21 protein-coding genes are annotated in these 22,112 nt (G+C 47.2%); 8 read left to right on the forward strand and 13 right to left on the reverse strand.

Going from position 1 to position 22,112, the window contains the following annotated elements; genetic code table 11:
• Nucleotides 1-32: 32 nt before the first annotated feature.
• From aroD to ABCW47_RS09405, 4 genes are all read left to right on the forward strand, one after another.
• Entirely contained in the window at nucleotides 33-812 is a 780-nt protein-coding gene (gene aroD, locus ABCW47_RS09390; RefSeq protein WP_343209662.1) for a type I 3-dehydroquinate dehydratase, read from the forward strand.
• Nucleotides 805-1,494 (forward strand): epoxyqueuosine reductase QueH, encoded by a 690-nt coding sequence (locus tag ABCW47_RS09395; protein WP_343209663.1) that lies wholly within the window; start codon nucleotides 805-807, stop codon nucleotides 1,492-1,494. The genes aroD and ABCW47_RS09395 overlap by 8 nt, the downstream gene beginning before the upstream one ends.
• A gap of 156 nt (nucleotides 1,495-1,650) precedes the next feature.
• On the forward strand, nucleotides 1,651-3,054 hold the full coding sequence (locus ABCW47_RS09400) for a sulfatase (RefSeq protein WP_343209664.1): 1,404 nt from the start codon (nucleotides 1,651-1,653) through the stop codon (nucleotides 3,052-3,054).
• A gap of 94 nt (nucleotides 3,055-3,148) precedes the next feature.
• A complete protein-coding gene (locus ABCW47_RS09405) occupies nucleotides 3,149-3,970 on the forward strand; it encodes a 5-deoxy-glucuronate isomerase (protein ID WP_343209665.1) in 822 nt (273 codons plus the stop codon).
• A gap of 70 nt (nucleotides 3,971-4,040) precedes the next feature.
• Here ABCW47_RS09405 and ABCW47_RS09410 read toward each other — a convergent pair whose 3' ends face one another.
• The 9 genes from ABCW47_RS09410 to ABCW47_RS09450 all read right to left on the reverse strand — a co-directional run bounded on the left by ABCW47_RS09410 (nucleotide 4,041) and on the right by ABCW47_RS09450 (nucleotide 13,958).
• Nucleotides 4,041-5,126 carry an aldo/keto reductase gene (locus ABCW47_RS09410; RefSeq protein WP_343209666.1) on the reverse strand — a complete coding sequence of 362 codons (1,086 nt, stop codon included), beginning with the start codon at nucleotides 5,124-5,126 and terminating at the stop codon, nucleotides 4,041-4,043.
• A gap of 48 nt (nucleotides 5,127-5,174) precedes the next feature.
• The gene (locus tag ABCW47_RS09415; RefSeq protein WP_343209667.1) at nucleotides 5,175-5,699 is read right to left on the reverse strand and encodes a cyclophilin-like fold protein; all 525 of its coding nucleotides are present in this window, start codon (nucleotides 5,697-5,699) and stop codon (nucleotides 5,175-5,177) included.
• A gap of 32 nt (nucleotides 5,700-5,731) precedes the next feature.
• Complete coding sequence (locus ABCW47_RS09420; protein WP_343209668.1) at nucleotides 5,732-6,343, reverse strand: LysE family translocator; 612 nt, start codon at nucleotides 6,341-6,343, stop codon at nucleotides 5,732-5,734.
• Between the two features lie 41 nt (nucleotides 6,344-6,384).
• Nucleotides 6,385-7,260 (reverse strand): DUF3737 family protein, encoded by an 876-nt coding sequence (locus ABCW47_RS09425; RefSeq protein WP_343209669.1) that lies wholly within the window; start codon nucleotides 7,258-7,260, stop codon nucleotides 6,385-6,387.
• A 368-nt stretch (nucleotides 7,261-7,628) separates the two neighbouring features.
• The gene (locus ABCW47_RS09430; protein WP_343209670.1) at nucleotides 7,629-8,225 is read right to left on the reverse strand and encodes a cyclophilin-like fold protein; all 597 of its coding nucleotides are present in this window, start codon (nucleotides 8,223-8,225) and stop codon (nucleotides 7,629-7,631) included.
• A gap of 102 nt (nucleotides 8,226-8,327) precedes the next feature.
• Nucleotides 8,328-10,679 (reverse strand): ABC transporter permease, encoded by a 2,352-nt coding sequence (locus ABCW47_RS09435; RefSeq protein ID WP_343209671.1) that lies wholly within the window; start codon nucleotides 10,677-10,679, stop codon nucleotides 8,328-8,330.
• Between the two features lie 34 nt (nucleotides 10,680-10,713).
• Nucleotides 10,714-11,475, reverse strand: a complete 762-nt coding sequence (locus ABCW47_RS09440; protein ID WP_343209672.1) for an ABC transporter ATP-binding protein — start codon at nucleotides 11,473-11,475, stop codon at nucleotides 10,714-10,716.
• A gap of 34 nt (nucleotides 11,476-11,509) precedes the next feature.
• Nucleotides 11,510-12,835, reverse strand: a complete 1,326-nt coding sequence (locus ABCW47_RS09445; protein ID WP_343209673.1) for a phenylacetate--CoA ligase family protein — start codon at nucleotides 12,833-12,835, stop codon at nucleotides 11,510-11,512.
• Entirely contained in the window at nucleotides 12,828-13,958 is a 1,131-nt protein-coding gene (locus ABCW47_RS09450) for a carcinine hydrolase/isopenicillin-N N-acyltransferase family protein (RefSeq protein WP_343209674.1), read from the reverse strand. Before ABCW47_RS09450 ends, ABCW47_RS09445 begins: the two co-directional genes overlap by 8 nt.
• A 243-nt stretch (nucleotides 13,959-14,201) precedes the next feature.
• On the opposite strand from ABCW47_RS09450, the gene ABCW47_RS09455 reads away from it, so the two are divergent.
• Both ABCW47_RS09455 and ABCW47_RS09460 read left to right on the forward strand, forming a co-directional pair.
• Entirely contained in the window at nucleotides 14,202-15,083 is an 882-nt protein-coding gene (locus tag ABCW47_RS09455; protein ID WP_343209675.1) for a LysR family transcriptional regulator, read from the forward strand.
• Between the two features lie 23 nt (nucleotides 15,084-15,106).
• Nucleotides 15,107-15,763, forward strand: coding sequence for a CPBP family intramembrane glutamic endopeptidase (locus ABCW47_RS09460; protein WP_343209676.1), 657 nt, complete (start codon nucleotides 15,107-15,109; stop codon nucleotides 15,761-15,763).
• On the opposite strand, the gene ABCW47_RS09465 is transcribed toward ABCW47_RS09460, so the two are convergent.
• From ABCW47_RS09465 to ABCW47_RS09480, 4 genes are all read right to left on the reverse strand, one after another.
• Complete coding sequence (locus ABCW47_RS09465) at nucleotides 15,760-17,088, reverse strand: MATE family efflux transporter (RefSeq protein ID WP_343209677.1); 1,329 nt, start codon at nucleotides 17,086-17,088, stop codon at nucleotides 15,760-15,762. The two genes, ABCW47_RS09460 and ABCW47_RS09465, sit on opposite strands and share 4 nt — an antisense overlap.
• A complete protein-coding gene (locus ABCW47_RS09470) occupies nucleotides 17,081-17,929 on the reverse strand; it encodes a helix-turn-helix domain-containing protein (RefSeq protein ID WP_343209678.1) in 849 nt (282 codons plus the stop codon). The genes ABCW47_RS09465 and ABCW47_RS09470 overlap by 8 nt, the downstream gene beginning before the upstream one ends.
• A 223-nt stretch (nucleotides 17,930-18,152) precedes the next feature.
• Entirely contained in the window at nucleotides 18,153-18,650 is a 498-nt protein-coding gene (gene tpx / locus ABCW47_RS09475; protein WP_343209679.1) for a thiol peroxidase, read from the reverse strand.
• Nucleotides 18,651-18,754: 104 nt separating this feature from the next.
• Nucleotides 18,755-19,660: a LysR family transcriptional regulator gene (locus ABCW47_RS09480; protein ID WP_343209680.1), complete on the reverse strand. Its 906-nt coding sequence runs from the start codon at nucleotides 19,658-19,660 to the stop codon at nucleotides 18,755-18,757.
• A 204-nt stretch (nucleotides 19,661-19,864) separates the two neighbouring features.
• Here ABCW47_RS09480 and ABCW47_RS09485 point away from each other — a divergent pair, with 204 nt between their 5' ends.
• A complete protein-coding gene (locus ABCW47_RS09485; RefSeq protein ID WP_343209681.1) occupies nucleotides 19,865-20,824 on the forward strand; it encodes a D-2-hydroxyacid dehydrogenase in 960 nt (319 codons plus the stop codon).
• Nucleotides 20,825-20,925: 101 nt separating this feature from the next.
• Nucleotides 20,926-22,092, forward strand: coding sequence for a pyridoxal phosphate-dependent aminotransferase (locus tag ABCW47_RS09490; RefSeq protein ID WP_343209682.1), 1,167 nt, complete (start codon nucleotides 20,926-20,928; stop codon nucleotides 22,090-22,092).
• Nucleotides 22,093-22,112: the final 20 nt, after the last annotated feature.

The raw sequence follows: 22,112 nt of genomic DNA on the forward strand, positions 1-22,112 counted from the left end.
GATGGAAAACGAACGGCAAAGGAGGTAAAAAGGTGAACAGGACAATTGTCGAGGTTCGGGGTATACGGATCGGAGAAGGAAGACCGAAGATTTGTGTTCCTCTGACCGGTGAGAATGAGGCGGCTCTGCTGGAAGAGATTGCTGCGGTGGACAGAAGCTGTACAGATCTGCTTGAGTGGAGAGCGGACTGCTTCGGAGGGTACCAGGATAGCACAGCCGTACTGGCGGTATTAAAGAAATTAAGAGAGGCTGCGGGCAGCATGCCGCTGATTTTTACGTTCCGCTCCAGGGAGGAGGGCGGCAGCGCGGAACTTTCCATGGCAGGTTATATGAATCTGTACAAGGAAATTATTCCCTCAGAGCTTGCTGATATCGTGGATATAGAATATTCCCTGGGCGATGAGTACGCGTCGGAGCTTCTGTGGCTGGCCCGGCGGCACAATGTAGTTACAATTCTGTCCAGCCATAACTTTGAGCAGACAGGAAAACGTATACTTTTGATGGAGCGCCTTCATGAGATGCAGATTCTGGGCGGAGATATTTTAAAGCTGGCGGTGATGCCGAAAGAGGCAGGTGACGTTCTGACCCTGATGAGAGTAACCTTTGAGATGTCGGAGTATTATGCACGGGGACCGATCGTGACGATGTCCATGTCACAGGTGGGCACGGTCAGCCGCCTCTGCGGGGAGGTGTTTGGTTCTGCTATAACCTTTGCCAGCGGCGTGCGTGCTTCCGCGCCCGGACAGATCCCGGCGGATAAACTGAAGGTCTGCCTGGATGTACTGCACATGGACGGCGGCCGGAATGATTAAGGAGAATTATCAGAAATCACTGGATGAAGTAATCAGGCAGGCACAGGAGGAAGGGCGTGTTCCGACGCTTCTGCTCCATGCCTGCTGTGCTCCCTGCTCCAGTTACTGTCTGGAATATCTGAGTGAGTATTTCAGGATCACCATTGACTTTTATAATCCCAATATTGCACCGGAGGCAGAGTACCGGAAACGTGCCGAAGAGCTGAAACGTCTGATCGGTGCAATGGACGTAACGTATCCGGTGGAATTTACGGAAGGGGACTATGATTCGGGCTCCTTTTTTCAGATGGCAAAGGGGATGGAAGAGCTTGCGGAAGGCGGGGAGAGATGCTTTGCATGCTACAGGCTGCGGCTGGGACAGGCGGCGCAGAGGGCTCAGGCGGGCGGATATGATTATTTCACCACTACTCTGACGATCAGTCCCCTGAAAAATGCGGACAAGCTAAATGAGATCGGCCGGGAAATGGCAGAGCAGTATGGCGTGAAATGGCTGCCCTCTGACTTTAAGAAGAAGGGCGGATATCAGCGCTCGATAGAGCTGTCAAGAATCTATGACCTCTACAGGCAGAATTACTGCGGCTGTGTCTTTTCAAGAATGCAGAGAGAACGGGAAGAAAAGGAACGGCTGAGCCGGCATGGGCAAGAAGGCTTGCAGGACCTGCCAAAGAAAGATATAATGTAAACTAGATTAGCAAAGCTAAGCTAGTTTAGCTTCTCGTTTTGCAGGCAAAATGAGAAGGACCTCGTATGAGCTTAGCAAAGCTAAGCTAGTTTAGCTTCTCGCTTTGCAAGGCAAAATGAGAAGGACCCCGTAAGGGAATAAAAATGAGGTGGGCGATTGCAGCAGAAGCCAAATATACTATTTATACTCATCGACGACATGGGCTGGAGGGACCTGTCCTGTTCCGGAAGTGAGTTTTATGAAACCCCTGTTATTGACGAACTCAGGTCGGAAGGAATGTTCTTTACCGACGCCTATTCGGCCTGTCCGGTCTGTTCTCCTACAAGAGCCAGCATCCTGACCGGACGTTACCCTGCTGATCTGGGACTGACGGACTGGATCGATATGGAAGGCACTTATCATCCCTGCAGAGGGAGGCTGATTGACGCTCCTTATATTAAGCATATGCCTGCGGGTGAGAAAACGATTGCCCAGGAACTAAAGGAGCAGGGATATTCTGCCTGGCATGTGGGGAAATGGCATCTGGGAGGAAGGGAATATTATCCGGAACAGTTTGGATTTGATGTAAACATCGGCGGCTGTGACTGGGGCCATCCTCATGAGGGATACTTCAGCCCCTATCATATAGAGACTCTGCCGGACGGACCGGAGGGAGAGTTTTTGACGGACCGGCTGACGGACGAAGCAATCGGGCTTCTGGAAAAGCAGGATGCGGACCATCCGTTTTATCTGAATCTGTGTTATTATGATGTACATATACCGATACAGGCAAAACCGGATGACATCGTTTATTTCGAGAAGAAGGCAGGGAGACTGGGGCTGGACCGTAAAAAGACCTTTGAGATGGGAGAGCCTTTTCCCACCGATCAGAAGAGAAACCAGAAAATCACAAGACGTCTCCTCCAGTCAGATCCGGTTTATGCAGCGCTGATTTATAACCTGGACCGGAACATCGGCAGGCTTTTAGGGGCTCTGGAACGGCTGGGGAGGAAAGAGAATACACTGATTTTCTTTACCTCGGATAACGGTGGACTGGCAACTTCGGAGGGCTCGCCTACCTGTAATTTTCCTGCAAGTGAGGGAAAAGGCTGGATGTACGAGGGCGGAATGAGAGTTCCGTTTCTGACAGTCTGGGATGGGCGGATACGTCCGGGAAGCGTTTGTAATACACCGATGACCAGTATTGATTTTTATCCCACTATGCTGGAGGCGGCTGGCGGTAATAAAGAAAGGGTTTCGGCCAGGGAAGGTTTTAGTCTGGTCCCGCTGCTGGAGGAGACCGGAGAACTGCCGGAGAGGCCGATATTCTGGCATTATCCCCACTATGGCAACCAGGGAGGCACCCCGGGTGCAAGTGTAAGGCTGGGAGAGTACAAGCTGATTGAGTTTTTTGAGGATGGGCATACCGAACTGTATAACCTGGTACAGGATGTGGAGGAAAAGGAAGATCTCACCGGAAAGCTGCCGGAGAAGAGCAGAGAGCTGTTAAAACTGCTTCATGAATGGCAGGAGCGGGTCAATGCCCAGATGCCTGCTGTGAATCCGGACTATAAGGGATGAGTAAGAATGGCAATGCAGGTTACATAGTCAGATATAGGCTCTCTGAAAAACAGGGAGGCTGATCTAATAGAGTGAAAGGAGAGAGGTTAATAAAATGAGTGAAAGTACAAAAAGCTATAGAAAAGGTGTAAAGGAATTTCCGTTTGGCTATACGCCGATTTCTGAGATGAATGGGGAGCATGCGGATATGCTTATGGACTTCGGCGCCCTTCGTCTGGCTCCGGGACAGGTATTTGAGGAGGACAGCAATCTGAATGAGTGTGCCTACCTGGTAGTGTTCGGTGAAGTGGAAATGGAATGGAATGGTGAAAAGGCTGTTGTCAAGAGGGATTCCTTCCTGGATGACGGATGCTATACCCTTCATGTACCTTGTGGGTCCCACGTAAAGTTTACCGGCGTAGCGGATGCTACTGAGATTATGGTTATGCGCACAGGCAATATTACGAAATTTGATGCTAAGCTGTATACCCCTGCTGATATTCCGGACGAGGATCGTATGAGAGGCGTTCTGAATAACTGTGCAAACCGTATCGTGCGGACCGCTTTTGACAAGACGAATGCGCCCTGGTCCAATCTGGTAGTCGGAGAGGTTATTAATAAGCCCGGAAAATGGGCGGGATATCCGCCTCACTATCACAATCAGCCGGAAATCTACTTCTACAAAATGTATCCGGACAATGGATATGGCCACGCGGAAGTAGGGATGGATGTATACCGTGTGGAGAACAACGATACAACGTTTATGCTGAAGGGAGAGCAGCACGGACAGGCAGCGGCTCCCGGATATGCTATGTGGTATCTGTGGGTAATCCGCCATCTGGAAGGCGATCCTTACGGACGTCCTACCGATGTGGAAGATCAGAAATGGCTTCTGGACCCGAACGCAGAGTTCTGGGGAAAAGAAGACTGCAAATAAATACCTGGTCTGATAAAAAAGAGGGGATACTGCTTCGGCGGTATCCCCTTCGTTGTGTATTATAATGAAATTATTGTTTAAAGTAACGGGCAATCTCCTGCATCCTTTCTTCCTGTTTCACATGGAAGGGGCAGCGGGCTTCACAATGTCCGCATCGGATGCAATCACCTGCATGAAGATTCAGTTTCTGGTAATGGCCTGCCGCAAGGATGTCTCCGGCAACAGCCAGATCATAGTATTTGTTAATCAGGCCCACATTCAGGCCGGCTGGGCAGGGCTGACAGTGGTTGCAGTATACGCATGTGCCATCGAGACCCTGCGTATCAAACCCATCTGGCAGGAAGTCATCCCCATTTTCTGCCTGAAAATATGTGAGGGCATCAAGAAGATCCTTTTTGTTTCGCACGCCTGGAAGCACGGTCAGAACACCGGGGCGGGCCAGGGCGTATTGGAGACACTGATTCTTCGTCAGAGCATGCTGAAAGGGGGATAATGACGCGTCCAGAAGCCTGCCGCCTCCAAACGGCTTCATAACAGAAATTCCCACACCCATATCGGCGCAGTCCTGATAGAGAGCAGTGCGTTCGGCTGTCTCCCCAACCCCATAAATTCCCTTTTGACAGTCATAGGCCGGGTTGATGCTGAACATAAACAGATCAACCAGTCCGGTCTCCAGGATACGGCGGGCGATAGCTGGGTTGTGAGAGGAAAATCCAAGGTGACGTATGATTCCGGCCTGTTTCAGCCCTTTCATATAATCCCAGAGACCGTTCTGCATCACCGCATCGAGATCATCTTCGTCATCTACACAGTGTATGAAACCCATATCAGTATAGTCGGTCTTAAGCAGTCCTAGTGTCCATTGGAACTGCTCTTTTATTTTTGTTAAATCCCTTGTCCATCCATATGTGCCGTTTGCGTATACAGCACCGAAATGCATTTGTGTTATGATCTGTTCCCTGCGGCCGGAAAAGGCATCCGCGTATGCAAAAAACGGAGCCTGCTCCGAAGGAGCAAGATCAAAATAATTGATGCCATTGTCTATGGTGAGATTGAGAAGGGAGACAATTTCCTCTTTTGTACCCGTAAGGCTCCCGCTGCCCAGACCAATTGCACTGATTTTTTCACCGCCATGAGGTAAAATCCGGTATTCCATATATAGTTCCTTTCTGTTAAGCACTTAAAATTTTACGGCACTGTCGTTTTATTTTGGAAACTGAAAGGTTACCTTCACACTTTCTTCGCCGAGGGCATCGGAAAGCCCCTCAGGATTATCGATATAGCCAAGAGATGTATAGCTGTAGGATGTGGAGAAACTTTCATAAAACAGCACCAGGCAGTCGGAGCCGTAAAGCATGAGATCTCCGGCATGTATGGTGGAAGGCTTTGCGGCGTCGGTAGGGAGACTGTCAGACAGGTAATAATATTTTTCATTTCCGTTTAATTCGTCCATATCTAACGTAATCGGAAATTTTTTTAGCAATGATTTTGTCGTAGCATTTTTATACAATCTCGCAGAAAAAGTTTCATCTCCCACAACTATCTGAATGGCATGCATTTCTTGATTATTCTGCGCTGAGTCATCTTTCTGCGATTCTTCAGGCATGGACTGTTCTGTCGTTTCCTGAGACTCTGTATTATTTGTTTCCTGCCCTGTCTGCGGTGAATACCGGCAGGAGGGGAACGCCAGAGTTAACATTGCGGCGATGACTAAAATTGGATATTTCATAGTTACCTCCATTATAATTCATTGTTTTATCGTTACAGGATCATCTGGAGAAGGACGCCAGTCCCGAACAGAGAGAAAAATATACCGAACACCTGATTTAAGCGGCGGAAGCTGAGGACTGTTATCTTTTTTCGAATAATATTGACCAAGCCTGAAAGGATAAACCACCAGATATAAGTTCCCAGGAAAACACCGATGATCAGAACTACCCCCTGAAACAGGGAGGCAGAGGCTGTTATGCCGAAATAAGAGAAAGCGAATAGAAAGGTTAAAATGGCTGCAGGGTTGGTTATGCCCACGGCAAAGGAGGATAGGAACATCCTGATTCCGCCGGGTTCCTCCTTCATTTGTTTACCTTCTCTTTCCTTTCCGATTAAAATACGTATTCCCATAAATAGAAGCAGACTCCCGCCGGCAATACGAATTACAGTTTGATATTGTAACAGAAAATCGGAGATGAGAGTGAGCCCGAATACTCCGATAAACGCATAGATACAATCGGCGGTCGAGGAGCCAAGACCGGTCAGAAGACCGGTCTTAAAACCGTAGCGCAAGGTACGCTGTACTGTCATTGCACCCACCGCGCCGGCGGGCAGACCGAATAAAAGACCAATTAGGATACCTCGGATGAAATAAAACGTCATTGTATTCCTCCTTTCATCCGGCTGCACTGCCGCAACAGCCATTATGCACAGATAACGGTCCTTCTTACTGCATCCTCAGGCTGTCCCTGAAAGATAATCTGGCCTTTGGCTTCCGGATCATCCATGATAACTTCCGCTGCAGAGGGAACATAAATATGTCCGGCTGCCGGGTTTTTGATACTGATTACCGGAGTTGTAATGGTTGCCTCAACGTCAGACTTTTCAAAACAGAAATCCGCGTCAATCATTTCGCAGTTAATCAATTTTAGATTTTTACAGTAGCACAGCGGCTGCGTACCAATAATTTTACAATTTTCGAAAGTTACATTTTCACAGTACCATGCCAGATACTCCCCCTTTATTGTGCTGTTGCGCACAACAACGTTTTTTGCATGCCAGAATGCATCCTTCGTATCAAAGATACAGTTGTCAAAGACCGAATCGCTGATATATTGAAAAGAATATTTGCCGGTCATCTGCACATTCTGAAACGTGAGATGATTCGAGTTCATCATAAAGTACTCACTTGAGACTGTACAATCTTCCATTTGAATATAGTCTGCGGACCAGCCGAATTCCGGTGATATTACATCGCACCCGCACATTTTTACATAACTGCACTCCCTCAGAGCCTTGATCCCATGCATTCTGGAGTCAATGATTTCGATATGGTCGGAATACCAGAGTGCCGCACGGCACAGCTCGGTCATCTCGGAATTCTCAATCCTGACCTGGTGATCATGCCAGAATGGATAGCGCAGATTAAAGCGGCAGTGCTCTACCTGAACATTCCGGCTTTCTTTCAGGGCACTCTCTCCATCTGCCGGACCATCGAAGATACAATTATTTATTGCAATGCCGTCACTGTTATAAAGAGCCCGTTCCATATCAAATGTTTTATTTTCTATTTTTTTCATATTTATACCCATGCCTTTCCCGTTCCCAGCCCTTCCCAAAACGGGAATAGGCCCGAATACGTAGAGTTGAAAGATTTCTTCCAACCTTTTGACCTCATTGAATCATAATTTGTGTTGCCGCTCTATCTGGTAAACAAGGTAATCCAAACAGCTTATTTTTTTCTCCCCCTGATGTACGTTTTCAAGAAGCGCATCCCGGCAAATTTCCAGCATCCGGATTTGATTTTGGTAATCCCCCTTCTTGTAACAATCCATAAATCGTGCCATGGTATCCGGATCACATCCGGCATCCTTTAAATTGCGGATGAGCGCCTCTTCTGAATGGCAATTCATCGCTTTTCCCTCTCTTTTTTATACTGCGTCCGGCCTTATGCCCCGGCACTGATCTTAATAATTTTATTCCCCCAGCCTTCCAGTACCGGGTTGCTTTCCACCGCTTCGATAAAGCCATCGGAAGCTTCAAAATGACCGATCAGGGTGTATTCCCCTGTAACCTCTGCGTCATGATAGAATAATACAATCCGGTTGGGATCGGAATAATAGACTTCGCCGGCCTTAGCCGATGAAACGTCAGATGGATCAGATGGTATTTCATAGCGGTCCGGGATGTCATAGTACTGCATGGATTCCCAGTTATCATAATCGTCATAGTGGTAAATGGGAAGCCTCCAGTCCGTTGTGCCCACATGGCGGGCAATAGCCGCAGCCGTATCATTTTCTTCCAGATATAATAAAAAGGTTTCACCATCATCGCCGAACTGAACTTCTAGTTCTGATGTCTGTGGCAATTCGTCTTCCACGGATTCCGGTTCCCCTGCCGAAGTATTTTCCTGCGTATCTGATCCAGGAGAAGCAGTGCTGTTTTCCGGGGAAGGTGACTGTGCCCCGGATGAATTGCTGCAGCCGGTCAATATAATTCCAATTGCGAGCATCAGAGATAATAAATATGCTGACTGTCTTTTCATTTTATTGATCCTTTCTTAAACTTATTTTATTGCTTTGGTGTAAAAATAACAAATACTTATATTTGATTAATATGAATAGATAAAAGCTATATATCAACAGGCCTAATCCACAAGAAAGACCACCAGATCAGCCTGCTTTAATTTTCCAGCGGCGATCCACGCAAATCCGAAAAACAACAGGGTGACCACGGCCGCAGGGAAAATAATGGCGCCCGCTCCCGGATGTGAAGAGAAATTACTGATACCGAACAGACGCATAAGCGATGCTGTCAGGGAATCGGTAAATAGGGCGCTGAGGAAAATACCTGCAGCCGATCCAATTGCGGCAGTTATACCAAATCGCAGGGCAAAAGACAGCCGGAGCCTTCCAGCAGAAAATCCAATAGCTTTGTAGATTCCCATGTCTCTCTGTTCTGACAAGAGCAGTCTGCTTCCGGTCAAGCAGGTGACCACAAGGACAAAGATAGTCACAATCCCATAAAGGACCAGCATTAAAACCTGCATTGCGGATAGGATGCCATAGAGGCCGGGCCAGGAGTTTTCATGAATATATACATCGCCGCCGTAGGCAGTGGTGAGCGCGCGGACAATATCCGCCTGCATGGACGGATCATCAAGAAAATAGTGGATACACCACATATCCGGAGTTTCCGTACCAATCTGAGCATAGCCTTTCCGGTTCATACCGATATTGGCTCCCATGTCGTTAGCACACTGATAGATACCGGCGACCACATAAGTGCCTTCACCCGATCCGGCGGCAAGCCGGACGGTGTCTCCCACATCAACATCCAGATCGGATGCTGCAAATTCTGTTAACACAATTTCATTTGCTTCCAGGCAGCTCTTTCCCCTTAATATGTGGAATCGTTCCGGCTGGGTAATTACATTAGCTGTGAGATCCACACCATTGACCGCCGCATTCGGCATAGCCAGCATATAGTGGTCGGCAATACCGCAATAGGAGGTGATGATACGTTCAATATCAGCTGAGGACACATCCCCCATGGGTTGAGCTGCTATATGTAAATCAGCAGGGTTAAAGGCATCCATCAGGCCTTTGCCGTCTGGACCAAGCCAGGAATTGACACGTCCCGCGAGAGAAGCAAAGAAGACCAGAAGCATACCAACCAGGCAGGCGCTTATGTATTGCTTTTTACTGTTATTAAGCTGTCGCAGAGCCATCCAGAGACACAATCCCTTCTGCCTGATACCGGGACTCGCCGCCCTGGGGCAAGACCCGCCGTGGTTATAATCCCGGATCGCCTGTATAGGGGTAATACGCCCTATGCGCCTGGTTTTGATCCAGATAAACCCCAGGAGCAGAATCAGGATGGCGGTAAAAGAAATCAGGCAGCAGAAGATGGGAAATTCGGAGGGAATTAGTATGCCGGTAGTTGTTACAGTCATACGGCAGATAAATCGGGTTATCGGTAAGGCTGCCAGGATGCCTGCCCCCATCCCGCACAGAATAGCGGTGAGATACTGCTGCAGCTGGATATTTCTTAGTTTTCTGGCTGAAAAGCCCAGGGCTTTTAATATCCCCATGTCTTTCGAATCCTGTTCGATTGTGGTTCCGATACTGTGTCCCAGCACCACAAGGGAAACGAGAACAAGAATGACAACAAATATTATTAAAAAGCCGGTGAATACATTTTGCAGCGTCAGCATAAATCCGGAGATGGCAGTGCTGCTGTGAATAAATTCCACATAGAGCGGCAGACTGGTGCTCTCATTCAGGGACCGGTTAAGAGCGGACATAGCAGAGCCATTCCCGGATGACTGAATGATATGAAGCATATATCCGGTGCGGGCCAGGCTGTCAATTCCGGAATCTGAAAGCAAACCTTCTATTTCTTCATAATCTGCCTCACAGATCAGAAAGCTTTTCATCCCGATCATGGAACTTCCCATGAAGGGGTCCTCAAAGTACCCTTTTACAACAAATGATTTTTGAACTCCATTTCTGGCGATGGGGAAATGGAGTTCATCTCCGATTTGTATACCAAACATAGAGCAAAGGGAAGGGGATATATAGATCTCTCCCGTTGCAACCGCTATACCGCCGTTATCGTATCCGGTCAGATCATCCGTAAAGATTTTGTAAGGATAACGTTCCGGATCGTAAAGTATAAGCTGTCCTTCGCTGTCAGATGATTGAGACCCTGTTTCGTATTCGGCATAAATGACAGGCTGTCTGCCGGTTCGGTCCACCGTATCCAGGAGGGACAGTTCGGCAGTCAGGGCTTCAATATCAGGAACATTGGAGACCCATGCAGTCATAGCTCCATAGCCCATACGATTCATTTCGTCCTTTATATAGCGGGATGAATTAATTGATACAGTCAATACGGCGGCAAGAGACAGGAATACCAGAAAGAGCAGTATGGAGATGCCGGCAAGGCCGAATCTTTGCCGCCTGATACCTGCCTTAAGCAAAGTTTTCATTTCCATTTCACAAACCATTCCTTTCCTGTCTTCGGTTCCATTACCATGACAGAGAGGCAAGCCAGTTGTTTAACCGGGCCTCACGGTTTACAGAATCTGTCTCCGCATAAGAGGGAAGGGAAAGCTCACTGAGAATCTGTCCGTCTTCCAGGTAGAGGATACGATTGCCGCGGATCGCTGCGCGCAGGTCGTGAGTCACCATCAGAATACTTTGGCCTGCCTGGTTTAAACGAGTCAGCAGATTTAAAACCCCTTCACTGCTTTGCTTATTCAGGGCCCCGGTTGGCTCATCGGCAAAGAGAATGCCCGGATGATTGATGACTGCACGGGCAATGGCCGCACGCTGCGCTTCCCCGCCGGAGACCTGGGAGGGCAGCCTTCTGACCGCGTCACCGACCTGCATACGCAGCAACAGTTGTTTTGCCTCTTCGCTCACTTCTGCCGCTTTTCGGCGTTTATCCAGATAACCTGCAACGGTAACATTTTCTAATAAGGTCAGATGACTGACCAGATGTGTTTGCTGAAATACAAACCCGAATTCCCGGATGCGCAGACAGGCCATCTCTTTTTCATTCAGGCCGGTCAGTTCCCTGCCTTTATATATGACCTTTCCTTCTGTGACTCTGTCCAGACCGCTTAAGGCATATAAAAGGGTAGACTTGCCGGCACCGGACGGGCCCATGATGACTGTGAAATCACCTTCGTAAATCTCTGCATTAATTCCATTCAGAATCATTTCCTGCGGATTGGCTCCTGAAAAGCTCTTGCAGATATCCATTCCGCTTAATAACATCTGTTTCATAGGGCAAGACTTCCTTTCGGATGAAGGGGCAGAATCAACGATTTTTGCCGGTTTTAGGGTCCGGATAAACAGCGTCCACAAACCGTACATAAAATTGTACATATTCCAGCTTTTTCTCCTGGAGGATGGTTTTCATTTGGCGCAGCATCTCTGACCGGACAAGTGGCTGGTGTTCCTGATCGGGGACCTCGGCATGCATTTCAAAAGCATCCGGACCGACCTGACGGAACTGATAATCACGCAGTCCCTCAATACAGAAGCCCTCCACAGCCAGCGGATGCAGAAAGTCCCGGTTGCCTGACCCGTCTTCGAACCACAGCATATCTTCATCCCGGCCCAGTAGGATTTCCGTTTTTGTGAAGGGAGTATCACCGCACGGTTCTTTTAAGACGAGATGATCAGATATTTTATAACGAATCAGCGGCTGTACGTAATTGTAAAGACAGGTCAGATACATGGTTCCATTTATTACCTCAATCACATTCAGATCATCAAACAGAAGAATGCCGTCTTCACAGCCGGATTCAACTCCCAGAGCAAGTGATTCGCTGGCGCCATAGATATTGATAACCGGGCAGGAAAAGGTATTTTCCAGATAAGATCTGAGACCCGGACTGAGTGGTTCACCGCAGGAAATAATACGGGCGGATTGAACAGAAACTTCGCCTTTTTCTTTCAGCTCTGCCAGGATTTTAATAGCAGAGGGATAACCTATGATAATATTGGGCTTAAATTCCTGTATGGATTTCTTCCATTGGGCCAGAGGAGTATTGATATCCAGATACATCTGGCTTGCTCCAATTCCGTCTATACCATCTCCCACGGCCATGGCTCCCCCATAGCGTCCGTCTGTAGCTGCGATATAAATAATTCTCGGTTTGCTGATGAGAAGTTTTAAAATCTGAGGTATAGACATATTCCACAGAGCGCCGCGGATAATTCCCAGCAGCATCTGATCCCATGCCGCATTGTCATATATGAAATAACAGGGCTTCCCTGTGCTGCCGGATGAGTGAACCACATGATATTCACCCCGATAGGGCTTGTTATCTGTATAGCCGGCTGAATCGAACCGGAGCAGTTCTTCCTGTTTAAGATCCGTAGCAGTAATCAGCTCATCAAAGCGCTCCATCAGAAGTGCCTTATCAATTGTGGGAAAGGCGGAGAGAGGAAGCACGTCTAAATTATCCTCTGTAATTCCGGCCTGTTCAAAGGCCTGCCGATAATAAGGCGAATTTTGCCAGGCGTGCCGAAGCAGCTGACGCAGTTTTTGATTCTGTAAGCGAACCATCTGTTCTCTGGTCATTTTTTCATTTTTCTTTAATTTTGTTAATTCCTTCAGCAGATTTAAATTATTCATCGGTCGAACCTCCTTTTTCTAATATAAATAAGTAACCTGTTTCGTAGTGTTCCCGGTGGTAATAACGCGCCTGTCCCATACCCAGATTGAAGACAATGCTCCATTCAGTGGACTCAAATTCGTTAAAATTTTTTTTACTTACGCGGTCCAGTACATTCCTGACATCGGTCATATCCATGGAATCCGTACGGGACAGACGATCCATCAGGATTTCATAGCGTTCGTGGGATTGCTCTGTACCGATTCCCTGTTTCTCACCCTTGGCAAAATAAAAGTTGGTAACCGCGGGGGTATCGGTCACAATCATCTCATTGTCCACATATTCCACGACTACACTCCGTCCGGCTGCGTCTGCCAGGGCGAAATGAACCATCATACCCATGGAGGCGTGCATATCATAGCCCGACAGCAGCTGGATTGCTTCATCCACGTCTGCAGCTTTATTTAACAGGAGCCGGATCGCCGTGGTCGTTGTGAGATCGGGCTTTTCTGTTCGCTGGTCAATGATAGCGGAGTCCTGTATCATATTTACGGAAACAGCGAGGCCTTTTTCATTCATGCCATCGAGAGGTGCGTACAGGGCGGCCAAGGTTTTAACCTGGTCCATTTGAAGAGCCAGGGCGGCGATTCCTTTTGCCCCCTGGTCAATAAAGTTCATATTGACCGTGGAGAAGGACGCATAGCCACTGTCCGGATAGGAAGCTACGATCATGGCCTCACAATTATCCCAGTCAAAGTTCCTTCCGAACAGAACGTCTCCCTGAGGGTTTTTTACGGCAATGGTGCTGCAGCCGAACAGATCCTCCAAAAACCGGAGGTCTGTGCCGGACAGGAGATTTTCAGCCAGAAATGTAACTACTTCCCCATCAGTAGAGGCACCGCCCTGGTCTAGAAAATCTTCAAATTTATCGTCTCCCTCGAATCTGACAGTATATAGATCAGATTCCAGCTGCTTTATATCCGATGTTGGAGTTATAGATATGAGTTCTTCTTCGGAGGCTTTCCCGCTGTCGGGATGTTCGTTTGCTTCATACAGGCTGGAAGTGCTTCCGCTGCTGACGGCGCAGCCGCCTAGAAGAATAATAAGAATAAACAACAATGCAATTCCGACTGCTTTTTTCAACCTTTATACCTTTGCGCGGCGAATCTGTACCGGTGTCTGTCGGCGCGCCCTTTCTTATTTTTAATAAAGAATAAAATTATTTCGGTTTCTGTGATTGTAATGTAACATGCTCTTTTGTGAATAACAAATACTTATATTTGATGAAAAAGAATAGAAAAATCCTATAGAAATGTGATATGCTATAGAAAATTGACGAGAAAACCCATAATTTATGAAACGTGGAACAAAGGAGGTATCATTCCTATGGAACTAAGAGTACTGCAGTATTTTCTGGCGGTGGCGCGGGAACAAAGTATTTCCGGAGCGGCTGCATCTTTGCATTTGTCCCAGCCGACACTTTCTACACAGCTTAAAAATATGGAGGAGGAACTGGGAAAACAGCTTCTGATCCGGGGGAGCAAGGGTTCACGGAAAGTTACACTGACAGAAGAAGGAATGATTCTGCGGAAAAGAGCAGAGGAGATTCTGGATTTGGTCAAAAAGACGGAAAATGAAATACAGCTTTCCGATGACACGGCGGCCGGAGACGTATACATCGGTGCGGGAGAGACTGATATTATCCGGATCGTGGCGAAGACGGCGCAGAGCCTCCAGGAGCATTACCCGGATATCCATTATCATATTTTCAGCGGAAACGCGGCTTTTGTAATGGACCAGCTGGATAAAGGACTGATTGATTTCGGACTTGTATACAGCCTGGCGGACCCGGCAAAATATGATTCGCTTCAGATTCCGGTAAAGGATACCTGGGGTGTTTTAATGCGCGCAGATTCGCATCTTTCGGATAAAGATATGATCTCACCGGAAGATTTAAGCGGGCTTCCGCTCATACTTCCCAACCAGAAAAGTGATGAATCTCCGATTTCCCGTTGGTTTCAGCAGAATATTAACGAACTGAATGTTGTAGCGACATACAACCTTGTCTTTAACGCTTCTCTTCTTGTGGATGAAGGGCTGGGATATGCTCTGTGCTTTGACAAGCTGATTAATACCGCGGACAGTAACCTGTGTTTCAGACCCCTATCGCCTGAGTTAAAGGCGGAGGCATCTATTGTGTGGAAACGTTATCAGATATTTACAAAAGCGGCGGATAAGTTTTTGAAGCGTTTAGAGGAACTGTTTTAAGAAAGGATAGAAGGGAATAGATTGTGTCAGATCATCGTATTTCAATAAAAACTTCACTGCTGTGGACCGGCTTGTATTTTTGTGTCATGCTGCTCTATACCGCGGTTGACTTGACGGTGTGGAGAAAACTTGACGGCCCATATGCAGAATGGTGTATTCTGGTGACCATGATTGCACTCTCAGCAGTATTTCTCCTGATTTTACAGGCTAAGACTTCATTCCGAATAAAAATTCTGGAACATACCACACGAAAAGGCATTCTTTTGGCGGTACTTTGCGCTGTTCTGTTTTATTTCCTGCTGGACAAAGGTCTGGACCCGTTTTTCGAGAGACTTTTCCCGGTAAGTGAGACGGCGTACCAGGAGTCGATGCTGTCGCTGGCGAAATCTCCTGTCTCCTCATTTATTCATGTCTGCCTGGCTGCACCTGTTATAGAAGAAATCCTGATGAGAGGATTTGTGCTGGGAGGCCTGAGAAATACAAAGGGCGGCTTAGCGGCGCTGCTCATATCGGCTGTCTTATTTGCACTCCTGCATTTTAACATGGTGCAGACACTGTCCGCACTGGTTTGCGGAGTAGTTCTGGGACTGCTCTACATAAAAACAGGCTCATTGTTCTGTTGTATCCTTACCCATTGCCTCTATAATGTAATCTCTTATTTTGTTATGTTATTTGGCTAGTATCCGTACCGTTTCCGATAGCGCAGCAGACATCCGGCTGAGAGAAAGACCATAATAAGCTCTGCCAGAGGAACGGCCAGCCAGATTCCGGTTACTCCTAGTAAACGAGGCAGAAACAGGATTCCCATTGTCACAAAACCAAGCGTCCGAAGGAAGGAAAGCACAGCGGATACCCTGCCGTTCGAAAGTGCAGTGAACATGGCCGATGTAAATATATTTAATCCGCAGAACAGAAAGCTGAATGCAAAAATAGAAAAGCCTTCTGCAGTAATGCGATACACCTGTGAGTTCTTTTTCGCAAACATTGCCGCAATTGCCGGAGCGCCGAAAAAGGCCGTAAAAAATACTGCCAGGGACACTACAATAATAAAACCCAGGCTGATACGAAAGATGATTTTTAACCGGGCATGGTTGCCGCTGCCATAGTTGAATCCGATTACGGGGGCCACGCCGATGCCAAAACCGAAGAAAAGGGTGCTCAGTAAAAACTGAGAATAGATCATGATGGTGATGGAGGCTACTCCATCCTCACCCAGCCACTTTATCATAGTGATATTGAACAGGAAAGCGGTGATGGCGCTGGCCAATTGGCCGACCAGCTCGGATGAGCCGTTCAGGCAGCTCTCAGATAACATCCTGAAATCCCAGCGGGGCTTAACGATGGAAAGCGTTCCCTTTCCCTTCCAGAAAAATACAATCCCTGCAGCCGTGGGAATCAGATAACCAATTCCGGTGCCTAAAGCTGCTCCGGAAATTCCCATATGCAGAACCACAATAAACAGATAATCAAACAGAATATTGGCAGTACCGGCCAGGAGACTCAAAATTAGTCCAAACCCTGGCTTTCCTGTCGTAACAAACAGATTCTGAAACAGACACTGCAGAATATTGGCGGGAAGAAGCAGCAATAAAATCGTCAGATAGTCTTTGCAGTAGGGGAACAGTATGCCGCTCGCCCCCAGGGCGTCTAAAAGCGGCTTGATGAAGAGCAGGCCGCCCGCGGCCAATATCATACCGATTATAAGCCCTGCCAGCAGAAGCAATGTAAAGTTTTGTTTTGCTTCCAGAGTTCTGCCGCTCCCCATTTTTCGGGAAATAACAGCGCTGCCGCCAGCCCCCAGCATACCGGCAAGTCCCACGGTCAGATTGATGACCGGACAGACAATGTTAATGGCCGCCAGCGCGTCGGTGTTTACATAACGGGCGACAAAGATTATGTCAACTATTGTGTACAGGCCCATAAATATCATCATAAAGATAGTAGGGGCAGCAAAACGCAGCAGGGAGCGAACGTTAAACTCTTTCGCCAGGGGATTCTCATTCATGGCTGTCCTCCTTCCAGACAAAACGCTGGGTTGGATACCCATACTCCGTGAGCAGTTCCGCTTCCGCAAAGCCCAGACCTTTGATCTCCCTGCGCTGGCCGGTATCTGCTTTATCGCCCTCCCGGTAGGTGGTGATGCTGATTTCTTTTCCTTTAAGCAGTTCATTCATTACCTTATAAAGGAGTGCTTTTGGGATGCCCTTATTTCGGTAGAGGGGGTGGCTGCCCATGAAGTCGATGCTTCCGGTTTCGCAGGAAAAAAGCATGACGCCGACAGCGGTATCTCCGTCTTTTAGAATAAGGGCCTGGCGGGTACGGATTTTCTCTTTCAGCACCGGAATGTATTCCTCCTCGTTCAGCCAGGGAAAGCCGTCAACCACAAGGCGTACCAGTTCCATCCAGCGAGGTATATCCTCCTCTGTTGCAAACTCAATATTCCACGGAACCTGATCTTTCAAATGGAGCATAGGAAAGCTCCCTTCCAGATGAAACTCTAATTGCAGCGGGTAGAATTTCTCGTTCTCCCGGTATTTGCTGGGCGGCATCTTATACATGGATGTGAACGCATTTGTGAAAGCCTGCTGGCTCTCATATCCCGCGAGCATGGCAATATCCAGAATGGATTTTTTGGAAAACACCAGCAGTTTTGCGGATTCCGTGAGCCGCCGTCTTTGGAGATAGTCGTGCATTGTAAGTCCAACTGTTCTGGTAAACATACGATGCAGATGATATTTTGAAAAATGGACGGCGCCGGCAACGCGGTCTAAATCCAATTTTTCCGTGAGATGCGCTTCGATGTAAGCGATCACAGAAGCAATATTTTCGATACTCTCGTTTGGCATATGCGGCCCTCCTTCCAGATCATTATTATATCAGAACCAGGAAGCGGACTTTTAATATTTCTTGCTTTTTTATCGGAACAGAGCTAAACAGCGGCAGCAACAAACGCCGGAATGCTTTGCGAACCGTCTTATTGCAGGAAAAGGCGAAGTGAAAAATTCACTTCGCCTTAAATCTAACGGACTGTGTTGTATCATACCTGCATGTTTAATAAAAAAGCAGCGGTCAGCCGGCCAGTTCTTCCAGCTTGGCATAAATCGTATCATAATCCGGGTGGTCGGTTACCTCCGGAACGTACTGGGCCAATAAGATTTTGCTGGTATCATCCACGATAAAGACCGCGCGTGTCAGCAGGGCAAGCTGTTCGATAAAAGTACCCGTTGTATAACCAAAATCCCGGTTATAATAATCCGAAAGAGTGCGCACATGTTCAATTCCGTTGGAGGCGCACCATCTGGACTGGGCAAAAGGCAGATCAAGGCTGATGCCATAGATACTCACACCGGGAAGAGAGGCGGCCTTTTCATTAAATTTCTTGACTTCCATATCACAGACGCCGGTGTCCAGGGAAGGTACCACGACAAAGACTTTAATTCCCGGCAGATCTTTTGCGTGAACCGGATTCAGCTGGTTATCATACAGAATTGTATCCGGCATCTTGTCGCCTTCCTTCAGAACAGTTCCTCTTAATGTAACCGGGTTACCTTTAAATGTTATATTCATTCTTTACCTCCATATCAGAGCTTGTGATTCGTTCCTTTTCCACTCCTGTTTTTTGTTATTATGCACATATTTTCGGATTCTCATAAGTATCCGGACAGTGTTTTTTACAGCGTTAACCGGTTCAGTCCATCGGTCCTATCAATGAATTCATTCAAATATCGGTCAAATAGTTTAAGTGCCTCGATGCTTCCTGGTCTGGGAGCCAGGCTGACAATCTTATAAGTAATCCGCTTGGGCGGAGAGGGGATAAGATCGTACACAAAAAATCGGTCTTTTTTCTGTAGATTTCGGGCTACTGTGTAAGGCACAATAGACCAGGTCCCTTCTTTTTTTAAAACACTCATCATGAGAGAAATTGTATTCACATTGATGTTGCTTCGGATGGAAGGGTCGAACTGATTGTCATGCCAGATCTGATATTGCTTTCCCCACCACTGGAGGATTTCTTTTCTCTGGTCCAGATCATCGGTGGTGAGAACAGGTTTGCAAAATGTATCGGTTCCGTATTGAAGAACAACCATTTTCTCGCTGGTCAGGGCTTCTGTTCTTACCCTGCGGTTATTGGTTGTGTGGAGCAGCAGCCCCACGTCCAGCTCCTTTTGTTCAATCATAGAATAAATCTGTGCAGAGTCTTTTATTCTTAATTTCATATCCAGATCCGGTTCCGAAACGGCCAGCGTTTGAAATAAATCAGAGAAAAGGTGTGTGGTAAGACTGTCGGAACAGCCGATTGCCAGATAGTGATTCGGCTGGACAATCTTAAGCATTTTTGTCTCCTGATTCAAGGACAGCCATTTCTGCGCTATTGGAATAAACATGGCGCCCCGTTCCGTCAGCTCTACATTTTTATGTCCTTTGTGGCGTACAAAAAGCTGAACCCCCAGTTTGTCCTCCAGAGCTTTCAGCCGCTGGCTGGTGGTTGCCTGGGATAAGAAAAGCTGTTCGGAAGCCTTTGATATACTTTTACAGTCTACAATGGCAAGGAAGGTTAAGATGTCATCTAAATTCATTTCAATACCTCTGCTTTCAGGAAACTGCTGTGTGATCTTTACCCTATAAAACAGTATATCAGCATATTTGCCAATATTTAATAATAAATATATAGAAATTTTCAATATTATATATCAAAATAATCTGATTTTTATCCTTCCAACCATTGATTATACTGAAGAAAAATCGTGTTGCTATTTTTCGTTAAAAGGGAGGAACAGATAATGAAGATTGTAATATTAGACGGCTATACACTCAATCCCGGCGATTTAAGCTGGAATAAGTTAAAAGAATTAGGGGAAGTGACTTGCTACGACAGGACGCCCAGAGAACTGACCGCAGAGCGAATCGGATCAGCAGAGATTGTACTTACGAATAAAACTGTTATTGGGAGAGATATCATGGATGCCTGCCCTTCCATTCGCTATATTGGCCTTCTTGCTACCGGCTATAATGTGGTGGATGTGAACGAGGCGAAAAAGAGAAAAATTATCGTGACCAACGTGCCGTCCTATGGCACCGCCGCCGTATCCCAGTTTGCAATTGGTATGCTCCTGGAATTGTGCCACCATATTGGTGCCCATTCCGACTCGGTATTAAGAGGAGAATGGAGCAGCAGTCAGGATTGGTGCTATTGGAATTATCCGCTGGTTGAACTGGATGGAAAAACCATGGGAATTATCGGATTTGGGAGAATCGGACAGGGTACAGGACGCATTGCTCAGGCGATGGGAATGAAGGTGTTAGCTTATGACAGCGTATACCGGCCGGAACTGGAGAGTGAGACCTGCCGGTATACCGGGCTTGATGAGCTGTTAACCGAATCTGATGTTATTGCACTGCATTGTCCGCTGTTCCCAGATACAGAAGGTATCATCAATCGAACAACGATCGCTAAAATGAAAGACGGGGTTTTGATCATCAATAATTCCAGGGGGCCTCTGATCGTGGAGAAAGATTTATGCGAAGCGCTTAACAGCGGTAAGGTAGCCGGTGCTGCCTGCGATGTGGTTTCCACAGAACCGATACAGCCGGATAACCCATTGCTTTGCGCAAAAAATGTACTGATTACACCTCACATTTCCTGGGCACCGAAGGAATCCAGACAACGGTTAATGGACATTGCGGTCGGCAATGTATCCAGTTTTTTGCTGGGAAAACCGGATAATGTTGTAAATTCATAAATATTGAAATTGGCATTATTAAATATAGAATATATTTGCTTTTTTAATATATTTCCTGGGATTAGACTAACAGTAGAAAACAATAAAGGAGCGGTTGCGGAATGAACCTGAAACGATACAACGAAAATATCGATGGGCTGAAACCATCGGCATCCCTTGTGATTATGGATAAGGCGCGAAGCATGCAGGCGGCGGGACAGGACATTATCAGCCTGGCGGGCGGTGAGCCGGACTGTGTGACACCAGAAAAAATCTGCGATGCCCTGAAGGCAAGCATCGACCGGGGAAATACCCACTATGTGGCCGGCAAGGGGATTTTGCCGTTGAGAGAAAAAATCGCGGAAAAGTTGACCCGGGAAAATAAGATTGAGTGTACTCCGGAAGATATTTTGGTAACTCCCGGCGGTAAGTACGGAATCTATCTGGGCATGACGGCACTGCTGAATCCAGGGGAGGAAGTATTAATTATGGACCCATCCTGGGTATCCTATGCTCCCATCGCATCCGCATGCGGTGCGGTTCCTGTGGCAATCGGCCTGAGCTATGAGGATAACTACAAGATTACGAAGGAAGCACTATACAGCCACTATACCGATAAAACAAAAATGTTAGTGATTAACACGCCGAATAACCCCACGGGACGGATGCTGAGCAGAGAAGAGGCAGACACAATTGCCGCATTTATAAAGGATACCGACATCTATGTGGTGGCGGACGAAGTGTATGAAAAAGTATGTTATGACGGAAATGAACACATAAGCATTGCCAGCTATCCGGAAGTGGCTGATAAGTCGGTGACGATGAATGGTTTTTCCAAATGTGTGGCAATGACCGGCTGGAGACTTGGATACATAACGGCAGCGCCTGATCTGATGAAACGTATCTATAAGCTAAGCCAGCATACCACTACCTGTGTCAGCGGTTTTATTCAGGAAGCAGCGCTCGCCGCATTTGACTGTGAGGAAGAAATGGAACAGATGAGGCTGAGTTATGACAGGAGGAGAGCCTTATTTGTAAATGCATTAAATACTATTCCGGGTGTTACCTGCCGTATGCCGGAAGGCGCATTTTATGCATGGACGAAAATTGACAAGGACAATATGTCATCTATGGAACTGGCAGATTTCCTGCTGGATAAGGCAGGCGTAGCCTGCATACCGGGAGATGCCTACGGCCTGGGCGGTGAAAACTGCGTAAGGTTCTCCTTCTCAGCGTCTGACCAGGACCTTGTAGAGGCGGCGGAGAGGATTCGCAAGGCACTTAGCTGACACGGAAAGGAATGAGGCAT

Origin of the sequence: Anaerolentibacter hominis (assembly GCF_032380675.1) — a bacterium.
In the GTDB taxonomy this organism is placed as follows: Bacteria; Bacillota; Clostridia; order Lachnospirales; family Lachnospiraceae; genus Anaerolentibacter; species Anaerolentibacter hominis.

Excerpts from the sequence above, each read along its gene's own strand:
- ABCW47_RS09395 (WP_343209663.1), top strand. The coding sequence starts at position 805 with ATGATTAAGGAGAATTATCAGAAATCACTGGATGAAGTAATCAGGCAG.
- ABCW47_RS09405 (WP_343209665.1), top strand. The coding sequence starts at position 3,149 with ATGAGTGAAAGTACAAAAAGCTATAGAAAAGGTGTAAAGGAATTTCCG.
- ABCW47_RS09410 (WP_343209666.1), bottom strand. The coding sequence starts at position 5,126 with ATGGAATACCGGATTTTACCTCATGGCGGTGAAAAAATCAGTGCAATT.
- ABCW47_RS09415 (WP_343209667.1), bottom strand. The coding sequence starts at position 5,699 with ATGAAATATCCAATTTTAGTCATCGCCGCAATGTTAACTCTGGCGTTC.
- ABCW47_RS09420 (WP_343209668.1), bottom strand. The coding sequence starts at position 6,343 with ATGACGTTTTATTTCATCCGAGGTATCCTAATTGGTCTTTTATTCGGT.
- ABCW47_RS09425 (WP_343209669.1), bottom strand. The coding sequence starts at position 7,260 with ATGAAAAAAATAGAAAATAAAACATTTGATATGGAACGGGCTCTTTAT.
- ABCW47_RS09430 (WP_343209670.1), bottom strand. The coding sequence starts at position 8,225 with ATGAAAAGACAGTCAGCATATTTATTATCTCTGATGCTCGCAATTGGA.
- ABCW47_RS09435 (WP_343209671.1), bottom strand. The coding sequence starts at position 10,679 with ATGGAAATGAAAACTTTGCTTAAGGCAGGTATCAGGCGGCAAAGATTC.
- ABCW47_RS09440 (WP_343209672.1), bottom strand. The coding sequence starts at position 11,475 with ATGAAACAGATGTTATTAAGCGGAATGGATATCTGCAAGAGCTTTTCA.
- ABCW47_RS09445 (WP_343209673.1), bottom strand. The coding sequence starts at position 12,835 with ATGAATAATTTAAATCTGCTGAAGGAATTAACAAAATTAAAGAAAAAT.
- ABCW47_RS09455 (WP_343209675.1), top strand. The coding sequence starts at position 14,202 with ATGGAACTAAGAGTACTGCAGTATTTTCTGGCGGTGGCGCGGGAACAA.
- ABCW47_RS09465 (WP_343209677.1), bottom strand. The coding sequence starts at position 17,088 with ATGAATGAGAATCCCCTGGCGAAAGAGTTTAACGTTCGCTCCCTGCTG.
- ABCW47_RS09470 (WP_343209678.1), bottom strand. The coding sequence starts at position 17,929 with ATGCCAAACGAGAGTATCGAAAATATTGCTTCTGTGATCGCTTACATC.
- tpx (WP_343209679.1), bottom strand. The coding sequence starts at position 18,650 with ATGAATATAACATTTAAAGGTAACCCGGTTACATTAAGAGGAACTGTT.
- ABCW47_RS09480 (WP_343209680.1), bottom strand. The coding sequence starts at position 19,660 with ATGAATTTAGATGACATCTTAACCTTCCTTGCCATTGTAGACTGTAAA.
- ABCW47_RS09485 (WP_343209681.1), top strand. The coding sequence starts at position 19,865 with ATGAAGATTGTAATATTAGACGGCTATACACTCAATCCCGGCGATTTA.
- ABCW47_RS09490 (WP_343209682.1), top strand. The coding sequence starts at position 20,926 with ATGAACCTGAAACGATACAACGAAAATATCGATGGGCTGAAACCATCG.